At 49.8% G+C, this 21,347-nt stretch carries 18 protein-coding genes; 13 read left to right on the top strand and 5 right to left on the bottom strand.

Features of this window, described 5'->3' with window-relative positions; genetic code table 11:
- Positions 1 to 112 precede the first annotated feature (112 nt).
- Genes AWQ23_RS10070 through AWQ23_RS10080 form a run of 3 tightly spaced genes read left to right on the top strand, consistent with a single transcriptional unit; the run spans position 113 to position 1,749 of the window.
- Complete coding sequence (locus AWQ23_RS10070) at positions 113 to 1,312, top strand: class I SAM-dependent methyltransferase (protein WP_062435027.1); 1,200 nt, start codon at positions 113 to 115, stop codon at positions 1,310 to 1,312.
- 10 nt (positions 1,313 to 1,322) lie between these two features.
- Complete coding sequence (locus AWQ23_RS10075) at positions 1,323 to 1,535, top strand: type II toxin-antitoxin system HicA family toxin (RefSeq protein WP_030007873.1); 213 nt, start codon at positions 1,323 to 1,325, stop codon at positions 1,533 to 1,535.
- Positions 1,528 to 1,749 carry a type II toxin-antitoxin system HicB family antitoxin gene (locus AWQ23_RS10080; RefSeq protein WP_062435029.1) on the top strand — a complete coding sequence of 74 codons (222 nt, stop codon included), beginning with the start codon at positions 1,528 to 1,530 and terminating at the stop codon, positions 1,747 to 1,749. Before AWQ23_RS10075 ends, AWQ23_RS10080 begins: the two co-directional genes overlap by 8 nt.
- Here the strand turns inward: AWQ23_RS10080 and AWQ23_RS10085 are convergent.
- Complete coding sequence (locus AWQ23_RS10085; protein ID WP_062435031.1) at positions 1,746 to 2,558, bottom strand: carbon-nitrogen hydrolase family protein; 813 nt, start codon at positions 2,556 to 2,558, stop codon at positions 1,746 to 1,748. The genes AWQ23_RS10080 and AWQ23_RS10085 overlap by 4 nt on opposite strands.
- A gap of 767 nt (positions 2,559 to 3,325) precedes the next feature.
- Here AWQ23_RS10085 and rpoD point away from each other — a divergent pair.
- From rpoD to AWQ23_RS10105, 4 genes are all read left to right on the top strand, one after another.
- On the top strand, positions 3,326 to 4,453 hold the full coding sequence (rpoD, locus tag AWQ23_RS10090; RefSeq protein WP_012307623.1) for an RNA polymerase sigma factor RpoD: 1,128 nt from the start codon (positions 3,326 to 3,328) through the stop codon (positions 4,451 to 4,453).
- A 180-nt stretch (positions 4,454 to 4,633) separates the two neighbouring features.
- On the top strand, positions 4,634 to 7,381 hold the full coding sequence (locus tag AWQ23_RS10095; RefSeq protein WP_062435034.1) for a bifunctional acetate--CoA ligase family protein/GNAT family N-acetyltransferase: 2,748 nt from the start codon (positions 4,634 to 4,636) through the stop codon (positions 7,379 to 7,381).
- Between the two features lie 9 nt (positions 7,382 to 7,390).
- On the top strand, positions 7,391 to 7,771 hold the full coding sequence (locus AWQ23_RS10100; RefSeq protein WP_062435037.1) for a DUF423 domain-containing protein: 381 nt from the start codon (positions 7,391 to 7,393) through the stop codon (positions 7,769 to 7,771).
- A gap of 120 nt (positions 7,772 to 7,891) precedes the next feature.
- Positions 7,892 to 8,524 carry a Vat family streptogramin A O-acetyltransferase gene (locus tag AWQ23_RS10105; protein WP_012307626.1) on the top strand — a complete coding sequence of 211 codons (633 nt, stop codon included), beginning with the start codon at positions 7,892 to 7,894 and terminating at the stop codon, positions 8,522 to 8,524.
- A 195-nt stretch (positions 8,525 to 8,719) separates the two neighbouring features.
- Here AWQ23_RS10105 and AWQ23_RS10110 read toward each other — a convergent pair whose 3' ends face one another.
- From AWQ23_RS10110 to AWQ23_RS10125, 4 genes are all read right to left on the bottom strand, one after another.
- Complete coding sequence (locus AWQ23_RS10110) at positions 8,720 to 10,111, bottom strand: TldD/PmbA family protein (protein WP_157072216.1); 1,392 nt, start codon at positions 10,109 to 10,111, stop codon at positions 8,720 to 8,722.
- Between the two features lie 6 nt (positions 10,112 to 10,117).
- The gene (locus tag AWQ23_RS10115) at positions 10,118 to 11,911 is read right to left on the bottom strand and encodes an ABC transporter substrate-binding protein (RefSeq protein ID WP_071884921.1); all 1,794 of its coding nucleotides are present in this window, start codon (positions 11,909 to 11,911) and stop codon (positions 10,118 to 10,120) included.
- On the bottom strand, positions 11,898 to 12,293 hold the full coding sequence (locus AWQ23_RS10120) for a hypothetical protein (protein WP_012307629.1): 396 nt from the start codon (positions 12,291 to 12,293) through the stop codon (positions 11,898 to 11,900). Before AWQ23_RS10120 ends, AWQ23_RS10115 begins: the two co-directional genes overlap by 14 nt.
- 106 nt (positions 12,294 to 12,399) lie before the next feature.
- Positions 12,400 to 13,656, bottom strand: a complete 1,257-nt coding sequence (locus tag AWQ23_RS10125; protein ID WP_062435044.1) for a hypothetical protein — start codon at positions 13,654 to 13,656, stop codon at positions 12,400 to 12,402.
- 314 nt (positions 13,657 to 13,970) lie between these two features.
- Here AWQ23_RS10125 and AWQ23_RS10130 point away from each other — a divergent pair, with 314 nt between their 5' ends.
- The 6 genes from AWQ23_RS10130 (at position 13,971) to AWQ23_RS10155 (ending at position 21,328) form a co-directional block, all read left to right on the top strand.
- Entirely contained in the window at positions 13,971 to 15,728 is a 1,758-nt protein-coding gene (locus tag AWQ23_RS10130) for a sugar phosphorylase (RefSeq protein WP_062435047.1), read from the top strand.
- The gene (locus tag AWQ23_RS10135; RefSeq protein WP_062435050.1) at positions 15,709 to 16,548 is read left to right on the top strand and encodes a mannosyl-3-phosphoglycerate phosphatase; all 840 of its coding nucleotides are present in this window, start codon (positions 15,709 to 15,711) and stop codon (positions 16,546 to 16,548) included. The genes AWQ23_RS10130 and AWQ23_RS10135 overlap by 20 nt, the downstream gene beginning before the upstream one ends.
- A 107-nt stretch (positions 16,549 to 16,655) precedes the next feature.
- Positions 16,656 to 17,768, top strand: a complete 1,113-nt coding sequence (locus AWQ23_RS10140) for a hypothetical protein (RefSeq protein WP_062435054.1) — start codon at positions 16,656 to 16,658, stop codon at positions 17,766 to 17,768.
- A gap of 561 nt (positions 17,769 to 18,329) precedes the next feature.
- A complete protein-coding gene (locus tag AWQ23_RS10145) occupies positions 18,330 to 19,670 on the top strand; it encodes a bifunctional diguanylate cyclase/phosphodiesterase (protein ID WP_062435055.1) in 1,341 nt (446 codons plus the stop codon).
- 96 nt (positions 19,671 to 19,766) lie between these two features.
- Positions 19,767 to 20,405 carry a hypothetical protein gene (locus AWQ23_RS10150; protein ID WP_012307634.1) on the top strand — a complete coding sequence of 213 codons (639 nt, stop codon included), beginning with the start codon at positions 19,767 to 19,769 and terminating at the stop codon, positions 20,403 to 20,405.
- 14 nt (positions 20,406 to 20,419) lie between these two features.
- Entirely contained in the window at positions 20,420 to 21,328 is a 909-nt protein-coding gene (locus AWQ23_RS10155) for a pentapeptide repeat-containing protein (protein ID WP_062435058.1), read from the top strand.
- Positions 21,329 to 21,347: the final 19 nt, after the last annotated feature.

Consider the following 21,347-nt stretch of genomic DNA (forward strand, 5'->3'; position numbering starts at 1 on the left):
CACGAAATTTATTAAGAAGTATGTCAAAAATTCAGAAAAACTGGGGATCAAGGTTGCACAATGTGACCTGTACTGTTTTCAAGCCAGTTAATCTATTTGCGACCTTCCCCCTATGACTCACCCTAGCGATCGCCAACAAGCCGTCCGAAATCTCTACAATACCTATCCTTTTCCGCCGGAGCCGCTGTTGGATGAACCACCCCCAGGGTATAACTGGCGTTGGCATTGGCAGGCCGCTTACAACTTTTGCACTGGACGTAAACCGAGCACAGATAAAATTCGCATCCTCGATGCTGGTTGCGGCACGGGAGTCGGTACGGAATATTTAATTCATTTAAACCCAGCCGCTGAAATTGTCGGCATTGACCTCAGTGAAGGGGCCTTAGAAGTCGCCGAAAAACGCTGTCAACAGTCTGGGGTACGCGATCACCACACCGCACCAGTCACCTTTAAGCGTTTACCTATTGAGCAGGCAACGGAACTAGAAGGGGAATTTGATCTAATCAATTGCGTCGGCGTCTTGCACCATATGCCCGACCCAATTCAGGGAATTCAAGCCCTCGCGCAAAAACTAGCCCCCGGCGGCATTTTCCATATTTTTGTCTATGCGGAGTTGGGCCGTTGGGAAATTCAACTGATGCAAGAGGCGATCGCCATTTTGCAGGCCGATAAGCGCGGCGACTATATTGACGGAGTTAAAGTAGGCCGCCAAATTTTCGCAAACCTACCAGAAAATAGTCGCCTTGTTCAGTACGACAAAGAACGCTGGTCTTTAGAAAATCACCGGGATGCATCCTTTGCAGATATGTATGTTCATCCCCAGGAAGTGGACTACAACATCAAGACTTTATTTGAACTCATTGATGCGTCAGGCTTAGAATTCGTCGGCTTTTCTAATCCCCAGTTTTGGGAGCTAGAGCGACTCGTGGGCAAGGAACCAGAGTTAATCGAGCGGGCAAAAAACTTAGATGAGCGTTCCCGTTATCGTTTAATCGAATTGTTGGATACCACCATTAGCCACTATGAATTTTTCCTCTGCAAACCGCCCCTGGCAAAAATGGATTGGTCTGACGATCAAACTCTTACCGAAGCAACAGCAGAGGTTCATCCTTGTTTGAATGGCTGGCCTAGCCAGTCTCTCTTTGACTATGACTACCAACTCGTTAGCCTCAACGACACTGAGTTTCAGTTTATGCAGGCTTGCGACGGCACAAAAACGATTGGTGAAATTTCCCAAGCTCTGGGAGTCGGGTTAGATCTAGGGCGATCGCTCCAGGCCAGACAATTAATCATGCTGACACCTAAAATATAAGCAGTGAAGGATGCCTAAAAAGATTCGTGAGTTAAAAAAACTCTTGCGTCGGGCTGGATTTACGATGCGACCTGGCAAAGGAAGTCATACCAACTGGACACATCCAAAATATGCAGGCAGGATCACCTTAGCCGGAAAAGATGGAACAGACGCAAAGCCCTATCAGGAACAAACTATTCTAGATGCCATTCAACAGGTTAACGAGGCAAAAGACGATGGATAAACTCAAATATCAAATGGTAATTCAGTGGAGTGACCCTGATAGTTGTTATCTGGTTGGCTTTCCGGATTTTATTGGTCAAACCTGGCGTACCCATGGTGAGAGTTATCAAGAAGCTGTTCAAAATGGTGTTGAATGCCTAGAAAGCTTAATTGAAGACTACGAAGCGGCAGGAGAAACTTTACCAAAGCCCACCGCTGTCTTGGTTGCAGCCTAACCGAAAACCCGGTGTTCGAGGGAGGGCATTTGACGGCGCACTTGGGCTAAGCGATTGGGATTAATTTCGGCGATCGCTACCCCTGGGTGAACACCCGCATCATTCAGCACAGTTCCCCAAGGATCGACGATCATCGCGTGGCCGTGGGAATAACGCATGCCGTAGTGATTTCCTGTTTGTGCTGGCGCGATTACATAACAGGTATTTTCAATGGCTCTGGCTTGAATCAAGGTTTGCCAGTGATCTTTGCCGGTATAGGCTGTAAATGCGGCGGGAATGCAAAGAATATCGGCTCCTTGCTTTGATAACGAACGATATAGCTCCGGAAAGCGCACATCATAACAAACGGATAAACCAATTTTGCCCAACTCCGGCGAAGCAAAGATTTGGGGGAGCGCATCGCCCGCCTGGACTGTGCTTGATTCTTTGTAGGTATTTCCGTCGGGCAAATTCACATCAAATAAATGCACCTTGTGATAGCGGGCCAATTCTTGGCCATCAGGGGAAATCAACAGAGCCGTGTTAAAGACTTTATTGTCACCGCCAGGCACCGGAAAACCACCACCGAGGAGGGTGATTTGAAATCTCTGGGCCATAGTCTTGAGAAATTTTTCGCTTTTTTGGGCAATGACATCGGCTTGGGCAAGCTTAGCGGCTTCTTCGCCGAGGAAAGAAAAATTTTCCGGCAGCGTCACAAGTTTCGCCCCCTGGTTGACAGCCAATTGAATCAAGTCTTCTGCTTCGCCCAAGTTGTGGTCTAAGTCGGGCTTACTGGTCATTTGGATCGCTGCCGCGAGATAGGATTTCATATGGCCTGAGATGTTTTTAGAAATAGGGATCTGGGAAAACCGTCAACCAGAAGTTTTGATGGTTAAACTGGTTTAATACCATAGCAGAATCTTTCCCCACCAACATGGGGCGATCGCTTCGAGACGGGCTTTGCGGCATACCTTTCTTGAGTGGATGATCAAAAATGCTGGAGGCTGTGAATCATTGGCATAGAAATCTTGCGGCGATCGCATTACCAAAGCACAGATGTCTCGGTTTGAAAACCTTTAGCGCAGAAAATTTTGCCCATGGTGAACATTTTCAGAAAAGATCAGTTAACCTATTAGCATCAAGTTTCTGGATAGCCCTTGACAAAGGTTGCATCCCACCTGGAGTAGTTTTTGCGACTGGCGATGCTAGAGGCGATCGCCATCCATCAGTCGCTTTACTTGGGCACTAGAATATTTGTACTTAACAAAAACCTATGGGTGGGCGAAGTTTACAGATTTTGCTATAACCATGTGGGCAATAAAAGACAAATTCACTAAAATGGCTAAGGATTTGCTCCAAGCTATCTCGTCGGAGAAGCTCATTACAGATTTTGACTAGTTTTAGAGACGGAATAAAACCCCCAAAAGGTAGCAGGAAAGTTCCCATCTACTAGTACAATCAAAACCCACAGTTTTTTTCTATCAAACATAGCCTTTGGTAGGGAAAACCTCGACTTCGACAGAATCATTCTGTTTGCTAGAAGTCTCCATTGAATGTCCATTTAGTTGCTTTTTTAAACGAACAAGAGGAAATAGGCATGACCCAAGCGACGAACCCCGTACTGGATCAGACTCGGAATGAGGGTGATATTGATTACAGTGCCCTTGCGGAAGCGCAAATTAAAGAAGGTACCGACTATGTAGAACTTACCCTCCCCACGAAAAAAAGTCGAAAAGCAAAAACCAGTCGTCGTAAGGAAACTGCCACCAAGAAAAAACCCTACACTGAAGACTCGATTCGGATTTACCTCCAAGAAATTGGCCGGATTCGTCTGCTGCGGGCTGAAGAAGAAATTGAACTGGCCCGGAAAATTGCTGATTTGCTCGAACTAGAGCGGATGCGGGAACAACTCACCGAGCATGAGTCTCGCGTTCCTACGGACAAAGAGTGGGCCGAAGCCGCTGGGATGCCCCTCAAAGATTTTCGGCGTCGCTTGTTCCATGGTCGCCGTGCCAAAGACAAAATGGTGCAATCAAACCTCCGTCTGGTGGTCTCCATTGCGAAAAAATATATGAACCGCGGCCTTTCGTTTCAGGACTTGATCCAAGAGGGTTCTTTGGGTCTGATCCGTGCCGCCGAAAAGTTTGACCACGAAAAAGGTTATAAGTTCTCTACCTACGCGACCTGGTGGATTCGTCAGGCTATTACGCGGGCGATCGCCGATCAATCCCGTACCATTCGTCTGCCTGTTCACCTCTACGAAACCATTTCCCGCATCAAAAAAACCACCAAGATTCTTTCTCAAGAATTAGGCCGCAAACCCACCGAGGAAGAGATTGCTGAGCGCATGGAAATGACCATCGAGAAACTGCGCTTCATCGCCAAGTCTGCCCAGTTACCGATCTCCCTCGAAACACCGATTGGTAAAGAAGAAGATTCTCGCTTGGGTGACTTTATCGAAGCCGATGGGGAAACTCCAGAAGATCAAGTCTCCAAGAGCTTGCTGCGGGAAGATCTAGAAAACGTGCTTGATACCCTCAGTGCCCGTGAGCGTGATGTTCTCCGTCTTCGTTATGGCCTCGATGATGGCCGCATGAAAACCCTCGAAGAAATCGGCCAAATTTTTAACGTAACCCGTGAACGGATTCGCCAGATCGAAGCAAAAGCGCTGCGTAAACTGCGTCACCCGAACCGCAACAGCATCCTGAAAGAATATATCCGCTAGGCCATATTCAGCCTCAATCTTTAAAAGCTGAATACTGAGAACATAAAATTTTAGAATTACCCTGCCAGTCGGTGGGGTTTTTTATTGCTCAATTTTCCCGGAGAAATATTCTGTAAAAAAATCGTAAAAATTTGGATGGTTCACAGTAGCATAGCGGCAACAGCAGTTTAGCGAGTTCCCATGGCAAGCTCTCCCCTGACGATCACGATTGATCCAGCATACGATATTCTTCGCTCGGAAAAACAACCCCTCAGTTATTTTTTTAATCCCAAATCTGTTGCTGTCATTGGTGCCACGGACAAAGAGGGTAGCGTGGGGCGGACGTTGCTCTGGAATTTGATTAGTCATCCCTTTGGCGGGACGGTCTATCCGGTGAACCCGAAGCGCAATAGTGTGTTGGGGATTAAAGCCTACGACAATATTTCCGCAGTCCCCGAAACGGTGGAGTTAGTAGTGATTGCAATTCCAGCGCAGTTTGTGCCCCAAGTGGTTCAAGAATGTGTTGATGTGGGGGTAAAAGCCGCAATTATTATCTCGGCGGGCTTTAAGGAAATTGGTGAGGCAGGGAAGGCGCTGGAACAAGAAATTATGGCGATCGCCGCTGGGAAGTTGCGGATTATTGGGCCGAACTGTTTGGGGTTAATGAATCCCCATAGTGGGTTAAATGCCACCTTTGCCCACGCGATGGCGCAACCGGGTCATGTGGGGTTTATCAGCCAGAGTGGGGCGTTTTGTACGGCGGTGTTGGACTGGAGTTTTCCGGAGAATGTGGGCTTTAGTGCCTTTATCTCGCTGGGGTCGATGCTGGACGTGAACTGGGGTGATTTGATCACCTACCTCGGCGATGACCCGAACACCAAAAGCATTGTGATTTATATGGAGTCGGTGGGCAATGCCCGGTCGTTCCTTTCGGCGGCACGGGAGGTGGCCATTACGAAACCGATTATTGTGATTAAGGCGGGACGGACGGAGGCGGCAGCAAAGGCTTCGGCTTCCCATACGGGTTCCTTGGCGGGGAGTGATGCGGTACTGGATGCGGCTTTTCGACGCTGTGGGGTGTTGCGGGTGGATCGCATTTCGGAATTGTTTAATTTGGCGGAAATTCTGGCGAAACAACCCCGTTTGCCGAAGCAACCAAAGTTAACAATTATCACTAATGCGGGGGGGCCTGGGGTTTTAGCGACGGATGCAATTATTCAACGGGGCGGAGAACTGTCGGAACTGGCTCCGGAAACGATCGCCGCCTTGGATGAATTTTTGCCGAGCCACTGGAGCCACAGTAATCCGATTGATATTTTGGGAGATGCGGAACCAGAACGCTATGCCAAAACCCTTGATGTGGCGATCGCTGACCCGAACAGTGCCGGATTTTTGGTGATCCTGACCCCCCAAGCGATGACCGACCCCACCGCCACGGCGATCGCCCTCCAAAAATGTGTCGAAAAAACCGATAAACCCGTCCTTGCCAGTTGGATGGGGGGCAACGAAGTGACCGAGGGGGAACTGTTTTTAAATCGCTCCCAAGTGCCCACCTACCGTTATCCCGATTCCGCCGCCTATTTATTCCAATTACTGTGGCGCTATAAATACACCCTCGAAGGCATCTACGAAACACCGACCCTCGCCCCCGACACCGATGGGATTATTGATCGCCATAATGTCAAAGTGATCCTTGATTCGATTCGCGCCGAAGGTCGGACACTCCTCACGGAATCCGAGTCGAAGAAAGTGTTAGCCGCCTACGGCATTCCCATTGTCGCGACGGGCAATGCCAGCACCCCAGAAATGGCGATCGCCCTTGCCGATGAAATTGGCTATCCGGTGGTTTTAAAATTACTGTCCACCACGATCACCCATAAAACCGATGTGGGGGGCGTGGAACTCAATTTAAACAGTGCGGCGAGTGTCGAGCGTGCCTTTGAGCGGATTTGCCAGAGCGTCACCGAAAAAGTCGGTGCAGAGCATTTCCACGGGGTGACAGTGCAACCGATGCTCAACCTCAAGGACGGTTATGAGCTAATCCTCGGCAGCAGTATCGATGGGCAGTTTGGGCCAGTGATGGTCTTTGGCACGGGGGGACAACTCGTGGAAGTATTTCAAGACCGGGCGATCGCCCTACCGCCGCTCAATAGTACCCTCGCCCGCCGCACGATGGAGCAAACCAAAATTTATAAAGCCCTCAAGGGAGTAAGGGGTCGAAAAGCCGTCAATTTAGACGAACTAGAGCAAATTTTAATCCGTTTTAGCCGTTTAATCGTCGAGCAACCTTGGATCAAAGAAATGGATATTAATCCCCTCTTTGCCTCCGGCGATCGCCTTGTTGCCCTTGACGCACGGATTGTGTTGCATCCCCTCGACTTAGCCGAAAAAGATTTACCCAAACCCGCCATTCGCCCCTACCCCTTGCAATACGAAAAACCCTGGACAAGCGCCGATGGACGGGAGTTTATGATTCGCCCGATCCGCCCCGAAGATGAACCGATGCTGGTTAAATTTCACCAAACTCTATCTGAACAAAGCGTTTATTTCCGTTATTTTCACCTCGTCACCCTGCAAAGTCGCATCGCCCACGAACGGTTAACGCGGCTTTGTTTCATTGATTACGACCGGGAAATGGCGCTGGTTGCTGAATACACCGACCCTGATACACAAGAAAAAGAAGTCTATGCTGTGGCCCGTTTGAGTCAACTCCACGGCACCACGGAGGGAGAATTTGCGATGATTGTCAGCGACCCGATCCAACGCCAAGGACTCGGTACCGAATTGCTCCGGCGTCTGGTGGAAATTGGTCGCAATGAAGGGCTGACTGCCATTACCGCCGACATTCTCTCAGAAAATAAAGGGATGCAGCGGGTTTCAGAAAAAGCTGGTTTTACCCTTAAGCGCCAAAACTTTGAAGTGGTTAAAGCGACTCTACAACTCAATTAAACAAAGACTATGACCCGTTTTTTCTTAGTTATTGCCCCCATCCTTGCTGGTCTCGCCGTTGCTGCTGGTGCCTTTGCCAGCCATGGCCTTAAAGGAACCCTCGACGCCAATGCCCTTGATATTTGGGAAACTGCCGCTAAATACCAAATGTACCAGGCGATCGCCTTACTGCTGGTGGGCCTATTTTCCGTCCAGGGATCGTTCCCTCAAAGTTGGCTCAATGGGGCTGGCATTGCCTTTATTGTCGGGATTGTGCTCTTTTCCGGTAGCCTCTATGCCTTGAGTTTAAGTGGAGTGAAAATCTTGGGGGCCATTACACCGCTCGGTGGGGCGGCTTTCATCGTTGGCTGGATCTGTTTGGCGATCGCCGGTTGGCAGTTTAGCCGCTAAAGAATTTTGGCAAAGCGATTAAGTTTGGACAGATTTTGCGAATTTGCTGTAATTTCGTTTTCAATTCCTCGCTAAAATTCAAGGAACTACGAATTTTTTTAGCAATAGGAGCACCTGGCTGTGTATGGAGCCGACCCCAATGATCCGCATCCCATGGCAGGATTCCCACAGATTTGTTTTATCCGCAACACGGTGACAAATCCGAATATCATCATCGGCGATTACACCTACTACGACGATCCGGAGGATTCAGAAAACTTTGAACGCAATGTTTTGTATCACTTTCCCTTTATTGGCGATCGCCTAATTATTGGCAAGTTTTGCGCTCTGGCCAGGGGAGTTAAGTTCATCATGAACGGGGGCAACCACAAAATCGATGGTTTTTCTACCTATCCATTTCAGATTTTTGGCAATGGTTGGGACAAACTTGCTCTGCAACCTAGTGACTTCCCCTACAAAGGCGATACGGTCATCGGCAATGATGTTTGGATTGGCTACGAAGCCGTGATTATGCCCGGTGTGCACGTGGGAGATGGTGCAATTATTGCCGCCAAATCAGTCGTGGTTAACGATGTCCCTCCCTACACCATTGTGGGTGGTAACCCTGCTAAATGTATTCGACAACGCTTTACTGATGAAGTGATTAAAACCTTACTATCAGTGGCTTGGTGGGATTGGGAGATCGAGAAAATTACCCGCAATTTAGAAAAAATTGTCGCAGCGGATTTAGATGCTCTACTCCAGTGTGAATAACGGACTCTTTATGTAGCTTCTACAATCGTCATGCTCGCTGCAAAAGTTTAAACACAGCTCACGAGCTTCATCATCAAAACTATTGACACTCTTGCCTGAGCTTTCAAAATAAAACCAACAAAAAACCCTGCTAATTTTCTCTATGTTTAAGCAGGGCATCGCAGATTGCAGATAGCTTGAGATTTTAAATTCTATTTAACGGCCACCGACGACAACATTTTTAATGCGCAAGTGCGGGCCGCCAACGCTGACAGGTAAACCTCCTTGGCCACCTTTACCACAGCCGCCGTTGGTATAGAGGGTGTCGTTACCGATCGCCTCAATGTCCTTTAAGGTTTGGAAGACGTTCCCAGAGAGGGTGACATCACTAACAGGTTCGGCGATTTTGCCATCACGGATCATGTAGCCTTCCGCCGCCGCAAAGGTAAACATTTCACCATTGGTTTGACCACCGATCATCCGCACCGCATAGACTCCTTCTTGGATATCTTGGATCATTTCTGCAAAGGGCGTATCGCCCGGTTCAATTGCCGTATTCGTCATGCGCACCAGGGGCGGATAACCAGCTTGAATGGCGCGGGCATTCCCTGTGGGCGCTTCACTCATTTTCCCTGCGGTTTCCCGGGAGTGGAGTCGCTGGGTGAGCACACCGTCTTTGATTAAATATTTGCGTTGGCCGGGCACCCCTTCATCATCGTATTTCATCGTGCCGGGCAGATCAGGGAGGGTGGCATCATCGATCACATTTAGTTGGGAAATGCCGAGGGGTTTGCCGATGGTTAAAAGTTCCTGCATCCGGGGATTTTCGTAGACAAAATCGGCTTCGGATAGGTGGCCAAAGGCTTCGTGGATAAAGACCCCTGCAAGATAAGGATCGAGGACGACGGTATATTGTCCGCCTTTGACGGGCTTGGCTTCTAGTTGGCGAATCGCTCGTTCTGCGGCACCTTTAACACGATCTTCAATTCCAATGAGCGCATCGAAATCACAGCGGGAATTAATCGATTCAAAGCCCTGGCGCACGACACCATTTTCTCCCCTGGCGATCGCCCCAAATCTACCGTTGACATCGAGGCGTTCTTGGATGATGCAACTGCCATTGGAATTGACGAAGTAGGTGGTGACGAAACTATCGCTAATGCTGGCCATCGTCGTTTGAATCCGGGGGTCATAAGCCAGCAAAATTTGGTTGTATTTCGCCAGTAGATCCCGTTTTTCCTTGAGGGAAATGGTGCGGGGGTCAGTTTTAATCTCTACTGGTACATAGTCCTCGATGGCCCCACTGGGAGCGAGTTGGGTTGATTCTTTGCCCACCAACTTCGCCTGGGAAACCGCTTCGGCGACGCGATCGCCTAATTCGGCAAGGCCATTGAACGTGACAAAACTCCAACCCCCCTGGTGACAGGCCCGAATCCCACCCGCGAGGGCAAAACTACGGTTACTGCCGTCGAACTGCGCCCCCCGGAAGGCCAGACTGGTAGATTCACTCTGCTGCACCCGAATTTCTAAGTAATCCACAGCATCTTGATGGGTGGCGATCGCCCCCTTGAGGGCATCGGTAATTTGTTGCATGGTGAGGGTCGTCATCGATCTTTACTCCTTAATTTCAGCCGCAATCGTTAAATCTTCTAGGTTCCAGAGGGGGCCACCCAGGGCCGAATGTTGTACCCCTTCAATTTTGTCACGCACCGCTGCGAGGGAATAATTGTTTACCAGATGGATAAACGGTAAATATTCCGCTGCAAGTTCTTGGGTTTTAGCATAAATCTCCTTGCGTTTGTCGAGATCCAGCTCCTGAGCCCCTTGGATGTAGAGATCCGCAATTTCCTGTTCCCAGTCATTGATCACCCGATCCGTCAGGGGGGTGGTGCCTGGCCGCGCCGCTTGGTTAAACATATGCAAATTCCCCTCCGGAAACCACACATTCGCGCCCCCATTGGGTTCATTGCCCCCCGTTAAGCCCAACAAGAAACAATCCCAATCGAGGGAGTTGCTCAACTTATCGACGAGGATATTAAAACCAATCGGGCTGTAGTCCACCTGCATTCCCAGAGCTTCGAGATCCTGCTCAATTTGAGTCGCCATTGCTTCGCGAATTTTGTTGCCCGCATTGGTAATCAAGGAAAAACGCACAAGATTATTGTCGGCATCGATTAATTGTCCCTGGGCGTTGTAGGAAAAACCCGCTTCTTCGAGGAGTGCCTTGGCCCTGTCTGGGTCGTAATCGTAGGTTTTTATTTGATCATTATAGAAAGGAGATTGCACCGAAATCGGCGAATGTTGCACTTCCCCCAAACCCCGGTAAATATTGTTCACCATGCGCTGGCGATCAATGCCGTAGGCCACAGCCTGGCGGAACTTCAGATTGTTGAACCATTTCGACTTGATGGGATCGACGAGGGGTTTGCCGTCCCGCTTCCCGGTATTGAGGTTAAAGGAAATGAAACTGGTGCCGTAGGCTTCGCCGCCATTGTAGATGGTAAATTTACCCCGGTCTTCTTCCCGTTTCAGGAGCGAAAAATAATCTGGACTAACCCCTGTAACATCCAAGTCACCAGACCGAAATTGCAGCAAAGTGGTGTCGGTATTGGGGACGATTTGCCAGACGATTTGCTCCACGTAGGGTTTGGGGGTTTGCCAGTAGTAGGGGTTGGGCTGGAAGATTAAGCGCTGACCCACGGCATAGTTAATTAACTGGTAGGGGCCGCTGGAAACTAAATCTTGGGGAGGCGTGCTGACGCCCCAGGTGCCCAAAAAGAGCGGATTGCCTTCGCTGTCGGTCTGCTCAACGCTTTCGCGGAGGACGTGTTCTGGCAAAATTTCCAGGGCCGTATTGTTGAGGAAAGGCGCAAAGGGCTCGGTAATCGTGAATTTCACCTGGCGATCGCCTACTTTTTCCACCGTCGGCAAGGTTCCGGCAACGCCCACCCGGAGGCCATCACGGGAATTGGTGGGGATTTTTTCGTTGAGATAAATCTGGTTGTAGCTAAAGACCACATCATCAACGGTGAGCGGTTCCCCATCAGACCATTGCAAATTGTCCCGCAGGGTAAAGGTCAAGCTGAGTTGGTCTTCGGAAAATTCCCAGGATTCGGCAAGCCGTGGCTCCGTTTCACCCGTGACGGGGTTTTCTGAAACTAAGCCTTCATAGGTAAGGCCAAAAATACTGGGGGACTCTGCCGAGAGGGCCGGGTTAAAGGTTTTCGGGTCGCTGAGGACGCTGATCACAATTTGGTTGTCCCCTGCCCCGGTGGCGTTACTGGCTTGGGGATTACAGGCGGTGAGGACAGAGGGTAAGGTCAAGGTAAAGGCGATCGCCGCCACAAATGCCCAAAACCGCTGTAACCGAAATAATTTAGAAAATTTCAAGACTTTATTCTTCTTCATTGCGCTGCGCCCCATCTAAACGCCCTAGTTCATACACCCCACAGCCAGCACAGGCCATCACCCCCAAACTGATTGCCCAACTGTGACCGAGGCTCCACTCCACCCCAAAATTACACCCTGCGCCAAATAATAAAAAAGGCACAATGCTCAAGAGCGAGGCCGAAAAAGCACTCTTGGATTCACGAATTTCTTTGTCCTTCTCAAATTCTTCTTCGGAAAAATAGAGCGATCGCTCGGCCCAGTTCATCCAGCGTTCCAGACCATTCAAGATCCCTTCCCGCAACGGAGCAATGCCAATGTAGAGGGCAAAGGCCCAGAGGCAAGCGCCGGCGATCGTGCTGGCTTCGATGGGAATAATAAAGGGAAAAAATTCACGCAACATAGGGGGAGTAAGGGCGACAACTGTGTTTAAAGATTGTATCGATTGTGGTGGCCTTCGGCATCCTCCCCCCATCATCTGTTGCGGCAATGGCGATCGCCTTAGGGAGTTAAACCATCTCCAAAGGGGGAATTTCTGAGCGCTGCATCGTCGCCTCTAACTGCACCTCTGCCATATCCGCTTCCACCGCTGCCATCAGTTGCTCCCGGAGGTCAGGCATCACCGCCAAGGCCCTTGTCCAGTCTGGAATGCGGTACACAGCCGGCTCGTGCATATATTTATCAAAGGCTAAAGGAATGATCTGTTCAAAGCTTTCGACAGTCATTTCCTCCCGGTGGCGATCGTAGGGAATACCGTTACAGGTCGCATCGACAAAATATTGACGGATCATATCCTGGGCGACGCGGCGGAATTTCACCTGGAGCGCGATTTGGTGCCCTTCAGAGAAAACAATTGACTCTGTTTCTGTCAGGGTGCGCAGAATAGAGGACAAAATTTCGGTACACATTTTCTGTAGCCCTTCCTGGGGATTGTTGCCCACGGCTTTGTGTTTGTGGTCAAAGAACCCCAGATCCACCTGGGCCACTCGTTTCGGCGCTACATTGCGATAAACCTCTGCCAATAGCCCCACCTCAATACCCCAGTCACAGGGAACGCGCAGATTTAAGGCCAAATCAGCGGTCATGGCAAATTCGCCAGCAAGGGGATAGCGGTAGGATTTGAGGTAGTGGAGATAGGCATTGCGCCCCAGGACGTCTTCGAGGGTTGCTAACAGGGGAGCAACGAAGAGGCGCACAACCCGGCCATTCATCGCTCGGTTTTCGAGGCCGAGACGGGTGTAATAGGCTTTGTTGTAGGCAATGCCAAATTCTGGCTCCACGATGGGATAAAACAATTTGGCCACCAGGGAACGGTCAAAGGTGACAATGTCAGCATCATGGAGGGCGATCGCCCGGGCATCTAGGGACGCCAGACCAAGGCCCAGCCACACCGCCCAGCCCTTGCCCATGTAGTCAAGGAGATTGAGATTTTGCTGGGCGAGCTTTTCTAAGATGCCGCGAATCCGGGCTCCATTCGTCCAAATGACGTTGACCTTTTGGGGCAATTCACGAAAAAACGTCACGGCATGGTGATACTGTTCGACGGTTTCGGCGTGGAGACAAACATTGATGGTCTGGATGTAGGCACAGCCTTTTAAATGCTCTTTGATCCGAGTGAGGGCAGGCCGTTGAAGTTCTTCATAAAGTGAGGGAATGAGTAACGCCATGGGGCAAATTTCACGAAGATTCATCAGGCGTTTTTCGAGGTAGTCCAGATCGGCATCAAGATCATGGATGGTGGTGATGAATTCTTGGCAAAAGTCCATTGCTAGTCACCTAAATAAAAAGAAAATCTTAAAATTTGCCTTTAAAGTAACCCAATTTTTGGGGGTTGGCCGTATCTAAAGCGACGTAAAAATCACTACAATGTCATCCGCATTTGTTGATAGGCTGAGATTTAACTTGAATAAAGGATGAGTCGGCCGTTTTTTCGCCCCCAAGAAAATACTGAAAAAACAGATCAAGCGAGTTTTTAAAAATGATGTCTGTTGATCCTGTAATCACGAGGCTCTGGGGTTTAAAAAAGCGACGTGGGCTTGTCCCCGATGAGTGAAATTAGCGTGTTTGTCCTGTTACTCCTATGACCATTCCCCAGATTGCAGGTCTTGGCGATCGCCTTGATGAATTTTTTGCGACCCTATATCCTGATCATCCGCCTGCAGCATTAGTTGCGCGTTTGGAGCAGGTACTTGCGCCCCATGTGATGGCGACGACGAAAAATGAAGAGTTATGGGATCAAAGCACGGCCCTGATGATTACCTACGGGGATAGCCTGTACCAAGCCAATACTGACAATGGCCCCAACCCCCTCCAGGTACTTTTGACTTTTCTGCGGGAACGGCTTCAGGGAGTGATTAGCGGTGTGCATATTTTGCCATTTTTCCCCTACAGTTCCGATGATGGTTTTGCCGTAATTGACTACCGCCAGGTCAATCCACAGTTGGGCAGTTGGCAAGATATCGAGGCGATCGCCAAAGAATTTGAAGTGATGGCCGATCTGGTGATCAACCATGTCTCCAGCGAATCAGCCTGGTTTCGGCAATTCCTCGCCCAGGAAAAACCCGGTTGTGATTACTTCATTGAGGTGCCCCCAGATACCGATACCCAGTTAGTGGTGCGCCCCCGCAGTAGCCCGCTCCTGAGTCAATTTGCCACGACAAAAGGCGATCGCCACGTGTGGACCACCTTTAGCCGCGACCAAGTAGATGTCAACTTCGCTAACCCCGACGTCCTCTTTGAATTTATCGATATCCTCTTGGGTTACTGTCAGCACGGCATCCGCTTTATTCGTCTCGATGCGGTGGGCTTTCTCTGGAAAAAATTACAAACCGCCTGCATTCACCTGCGGGAAACCCATCTGGTAATCCAATTGATCCGGGAAATCCTTGCTGTCACCTACCCACGCACCGTGGTGATTACCGAAACCAACGTCCCCAACCGGGAAAACCTCAGCTATTTCGGCAAGGGCAACGAGGCCCACATGATCTACAATTTCAGCCTGCCGCCCCTACTCCTCAATGCGCTGATTCGGGGCGAAGCCCGGCACCTCAAAACCTGGATGAAAAGTATGCCCTCGGCCCAGGATGGTTGTGCCTACTTTAATTTCACCGCCTCCCACGATGGCATTGGCCTCCGCCCCACCGAAGGTCTGCTAGAAGGCAAAGAATTCGATCAATTGATCCAAACCATGGCCGATTTTGGGGCCAGAATTAGCTACCGTAGTTTGCCCAATGGCACCGAAAAACCCTATGAATTAAATATTTCTTTGTTCGATGCCCTCAAAGGCACAGTTACAGGCCCCGACCCTTGGCAACGGCAACGATTTCTCTGTTCCCAGGCGATCATGATGTCCTTAGAGGGAGTGCCCGCTTTCTATATCCATAGTTTTTTGGCGACTCCCAATGATAACGCCAAGGTGGCGATGACAAACCATAACCGCAGCATTAACCGTCACCAATGGGACTATGACCGACTCCAGCAAAAGCTCGCTGACCCTGATTCTGACCAAGCCTGGGTGTTGCAAGAACTGACAAAACTCATCCGGATCCGTCGCCAGCAGCCGGCATTTCATCCCAACGCAACCCAATACACCCTTGATTTCCAGAGTCCGGCAGTCTTTGGGTTTTGGCGTCAGAGCCGCGATCGCCGCCAGAGTATTTTCTGTTTATTTAACCTAGGCGATCGCCCGACAACCATCCCGGTGGCCAGCCTAAACCTGATTTGCACCGATGACTGGCAGGATTTATTAGATGAAGTTGTGTTAGAAGAAGGCACAACGGACATTTCCCTAGCCCCCTATCAAACTGTGTGGATTACCAATGTTCCTCTGCTTCACTGATCTCGACGGCACCCTCCTCAACCATGATGACTATCGCTACGATGCGGCGATACCGACGATCCAAACCTTGAAAAAATTAGGAATTCCGGTTATTCCCACCACCAGCAAAACAAAAGCTGAAGTGCTGGAACTGCGGGAAGCCCTTGGGTTAAAAGATCCGTTCATTGTGGAGAATGGCAGCGGCATTTTCCTAGAATCTGACGATCCACGCTTTGATTTTTCGGCATTGGATGTGGGGATTACAACCGAGGCAACCCTCACCACCATTACCCTCGGCATTGCCTACGCCCAAGCGCGACAATCCCTCCGGGATTTGGCCCAACAGATCGGGGAACCGTTAACAGGGTTTGGGGATTTAAGTCTGGCAGCCTTGCAGGATCTTACGCAATTGCCCTTGGCGGCGTTAAAACAGGCGGGCGATCGCCAATTTAGTGAACCGTTTTTGCGACCCCAGACGGATTTAGCACAGTTGGAATCTTTAGCGACAAAAGCTAGCCTACAAATCCTGGTGGGCAATCGTTTCTGTCATCTCCTAGGCGCAGGCGCTGGCAAAGGGCGGGCTGTGCAACTCCTCCAGCAGGCGTGGCAACAAGCTCATCCCGATCAAGCACCGATCAAAACCCTCGGCCTGGGGGATAGTCCCAATGATTTGTCTTTACTAGAAGCTGTGGATGTGGCGATCGCCGTGCCGGGGCCTCAAGGGGTTAATCCCAAACTGGTGTCCCAGATTGAAACAAAAGGCTGGCTCGTCGCTCCGGAACCCGGTGCAAAAGGATGGGCCAGAGCCGTAACCGCTCAACTTGATATTTCGTTTGACTAGCGCGACTTGGGTTCTTCAACAATTCAGCAAAAAATCATCATTTTTTCTGATTAGGCGATCGCCAACCATTTGTTAGGCTATTCCCGGACATCGCCACAGCATCGCCTATGTTTTTGTTTTTGAAGCAACTGACCAGTTGGGACCGCTGGAATCAATTCCTCGTGAGTCTCTCGATTCTGGCTTTTTTACCCCTACAGTTTCCCCAGGTGATCAGCAATGCAGCGGTCATTGGTACAGGAAATCCAGCGGCGATCGCCACCCTGGGGGTGATTCCCGTGGGTGGTTATGCGGCCGGAATTTTAGGCAATTTGCTATTGATGAATTTCCTCGCTGGACAACGGGAATTTTGGGGCACTACCGTCCAGGCCGTAGGCATCGTCACCGCCGACATTGTGATCTTTCAACTGTTCCAAGTGGGCTTCATTCCAGGCTGGTTATTTTGGCCGGCGACCCTGTTTTTGCTGGTGGGGATGGTGTTGAACTATGGTCATTTTCTCGTTGGCGATCGCCCCAGTTGGCAGGCGCAATTTTGGCCCCAATGGCGACGCATTTTACAGTGGCTCGGCATTGCTCTACTCCCCGCATTGGTTGTGCTCCAACTCCACGATGCTTTTTTGCCGAATCTCCCAGAATGGCCGGGAGGCCTTGGGGCAGCGTTCCTCTTAAGCGGACTAATGGTGCAACTGATCCAGCGACAAACCGTAAGCCTACCCAACTTTTTCCAAGACCAAAACCGTTGGCGACGGGGGGTAATGGCCCAGAGTACCTGGCTAAAAAGCTGGCTGCGGCGGGGCTGGCGCGGTTTGGCGGGCTGGACGGCAAATCTGTTGTTTATGTTTAACTCCCTGGCCCAGTTTGTGAATTGCTTAATCTATCCCGATGATCTGGCGGCCCTCTCCCTCACAACCCAAGTGCTGTTTGTGGTGGGGAATTTGTTAATGTTGTCCCGTTCCGGCACCCTGCTCATTGCTGGGAAAGACCGGATTTGGTGTGCCAGCACCCTCTGGGATCTGTTGATGCGGGTGGGGATTTTTGCCTGCTTGCTCCAGGCTGGGCTCCTCAGTTTGCCATTATTTTGTCTATTCTGTGGGGCGATCGCCATTTATTTAAGCTTCATTTTTTTGATGACCAAGCGAGTTTACCCAAGCTCCTCTCTCGCCGATACCGCCATTTTTCTCCTATTCGGTCGTTCCCCCCAGTGGCAGCCCATTGAAAGTTAAGCCATTGATGATGACGCGTGGGCGATCGCCTACTGTGCTCTGCTATAGAGCTACATAGCAATACAATCAAAATTTAAACAAAATATTCCCTAAACAGAGGAGCGAAATTAACTTTCCTAATCAAATTTCCATTCAGTTTATTTCATCGGCATTAAGTGATTATATGGTGATGGCAATCCCTCCAATACAATTTGTCTTTGAACTAAATATCTTCCAAGATTGGTCAATATTCTTTTGGAATGGATGTTGCAGAAAGCGGTAATAAAGTAATTATTTGGTATGAAATTTAGACTTTCTTAGTAAAAAATCAATCTTGACCCTTCATCATAAATAGATGCTACTTCTAGCTTCTAGGTTCTGCAAAGCAATCACTTCGATTCTTTTTTTGCATCCAGATAGTGTTATTGTTGTTTTCAATACGTTTTTTACTCAAAAAAGATGGTTCAATAGAGGAAATTACATCCACATTATCTTTGCCATACTACTTTCAGTCCTCGCTCCATTCGTTTCAATAATAACTGTCTCTTAAAGCCTGTTTCAACTAGCCAGTGGACTAAAAAAATGACAAAAATCAAGCCTGCTGCCACCCATTTATCTAGTCAAACTAATAATCTAAAAACGTTTTTTCAATCCGTCAGTCGAGAGCATGATGGCGAATCCTTAATCGGTGTATTTTGTCTTGTTTTTGATCGGTTCCAACGGGTAAATGCTAATTTCGGCCATGAAGTCGCGAATCATCTTTTCGCCCAAGCGACTGAACGTTTAAATGAGTTGGTCAGCCGTTATGGCAGATTATTTCACCTCAATAGTTTTGAATTTTGCATCGTCCTCAATCCGCTACCGAATAAGCAGGCGATCGCCGACGTTGCCCAGGCAATTCTCCAAATTTTTTCCCAGACTTTCCCCCTAGCCAATGACCAGGAAACCTTTATCAACGCCAGTATCGGCATGGCGGTCTATGCGAGGGATGGCTTTGACCTCGATACCCTCCTCAAAAACGCCCATATCGCGATGCTCCGGGTGAGTCAGCAGGGGGGCAACCAGTCCCTGTTCTACTCCATGGCCTTTAATGTGGGCCGGTCGAATTTTACATCTTTAGAAACGGAACTGCGGAAGGCGATCGCCCGGAATCAACTCGAAGTCATTTATCAACCCAAGATCAACATCCAAACCGGGCAACTCACCGGTGCGGAAGCCCTATTGCGCTGGTTTCACCCCGACCATGGTTTGATTTCTCCTAAACAATTCATTCCCCTGGCCGAAGAAACGGGTTTGATTATTCCCATTGGGGATCTCGTCTTTCACAAAGCCTGCCGACAGCTCCGTCAATGGAAAGCAGCCGGACTTCAGGACTTCACCATGTCCATAAATCTCTCGGCCCGCCAATTCACTCAGCTAGATCTACACCAGCGCCTGAGTCAAATCCTCATTGACCATCAGCTCCAGCCCCAGGATGTGGAACTCGAACTCACCGAAAGCACCCTCGTCAGCCAAGGGGATGCCTCCATTCGTCGCCTTAAGGCCCTCAAAACCCTGGGGGTCCAAATCTCTCTCGATGACTTTGGTACCGGCTACTCTGGGTTGAGTTACCTGCAACATGCCTGCTTTGATACCGTAAAGATTGATCGTTCTTTTATCCGCCAAGTGCAAAGTAATCCCGCCAATGCCATCATCATCAAGGCAATCATCGGCATGGCCCACAAACTAAACCTTAAAGTCATCGCTGAAGGGGTCGAAAGCCAAGAAGAGCTCGAGTTCCTCCGGCAGTTTAACTGTGACGAGATCCAAGGTTTTGTTTTTAGTCGCCCGATCCAAGCTGCTGAATTTGAGCGATCGCCCTTCATGGTTAATGCCTTCGAGCGTCTATTTCAAAACGACAAAAGCTTAATCCTAGCAGCCTAAATTTGCCCAAAAAACCTAGCCCAAGACATCCCAGTAGGATCCGGAAGTGGGGTAAACTTTTAACCCAGTAAACCCAGACAATACAGGGAGACAATCTTGGGCATTGAACTGCGCAGCTATGTTTATCTCGATAGCCTGCAACCGCAACACGCATCCTACATTGGTACAGTCGCCCTTGGATTTCTACCTTTACCAGGAGACTCATCCCTCTGGATTGAAGTGTCCCCAGGCATTGAAATCAACCGCATCACCGATGTGGCCCTCAAATCTACCTCCGTGCGCCCAGGGGTACAGTTTGTCGAACGTTTGTATGGGTTACTCGAAATTCACTCGCCCCGCCAAGGGGAAACCAAGGCTGCGGGCCAAGCAATCCTCGATTCCCTTGGGGTAACGGCCAAGGATTGCCTCAAACCGGAGGTGGTCTCTAGCCAAATTATTCGTAATATTGATGCCCACCAGGCCCAATTGGTAAACCGGAATCGACGGGGGCAAATGTTACTGGCGGGCCAAACCCTCTATGTGCTAGAAGTACAACCCGCAGCCTATGCGGCCCTTGCGGCTAATGAGGCGGAAAAATATGCCCAGATTAATATTTTGCAGGTGACAGCGGTGGGGAGTTTTGGCCGGGTCTATCTTGGGGGTGAAGAACGGGACATTATTGCCGGTTCCCAGGCCGCCCTTGCGGCGATCGCCTATGCCCCTGGCCGCCCCCAATCAACCCAGCGTCAAGAATAATTCTGAAACGAACCATGGCATCTCAACCGCTCAATATCCTCAAACAAGGCACCCTGGCATGGCTCCAATGGCGGCAAGCCCACCCCACCGTGATTCCTGACTTGAGCCACGCCAATCTCAGTCGCCTCAACTTGCGGGGAATCGATCTCAGTCGCTGTAATTTGTCCCAGTGTCTCCTTGACCACAGTCGCTTAATTGCTGCTAATCTCCAACAAGCCGACTTGAGTGGTGCCCAGGGGGAATCTCTGCAACTTTTGGATGCCAATTTGCAGTCTGCCAACGCCAGTAATGGCCACTTTGCCAATAGTAATTTTTCGGGGGCCGACCTTAGTTTTGCCAACTTGATCGGGGCGGACTTACGCCAATGCTGTTTGCAGGGGGTTAATTTCTACCACACAAACCTCATTGGGGCTAATCTCCGCTACAGCAGCCTTCTAGGGGCCAACCTCAGCCAAGCCCAACTGCATCGCGCTAATTTAAGCGAAACGAACCTGAATGAAGTAAGTTTCAATGAAGCGGATCTCAGCCAAGCCAATTTATTCGAGGCAGAAGTCGGCAAGGGACAGCTTTATAAAGTCAAACTTGTGGGCGCGGATTTGACCCAGGCCCACCTCCACCACAGTTACCTGTTTGGGGCAAATCTCCAGGGGGCGACCCTCCGTAAAACCGATGTACGCTGGAGCAATCTGGCCTATAGCAATCTGGTGGGGGCGGATCTAGAAGGGGTCAATCTCCGGGGGGCAGATCTCAGTCATAGTGATCTGACCGGGGCGTCTTTGGTGGGGGCAAATCTGCGGGGTTGTCTGCTCCAGGGGGCAAATCTCCAGGGTTGCAACTTAGAAAATGCTGACCTAGAAGGGGTTGCTTTGGGACGGGTCAATTTGCAGGGGGCAATTATGCCCGATGGCCAACGGCGTTGTTAAATCCGGTGTTGTCCCGCTA

The organism is Picosynechococcus sp. PCC 73109 (genome assembly GCF_001521855.1).
Classification (GTDB): Bacteria; Cyanobacteriota; Cyanobacteriia; order Cyanobacteriales; family MRBY01; genus MRBY01.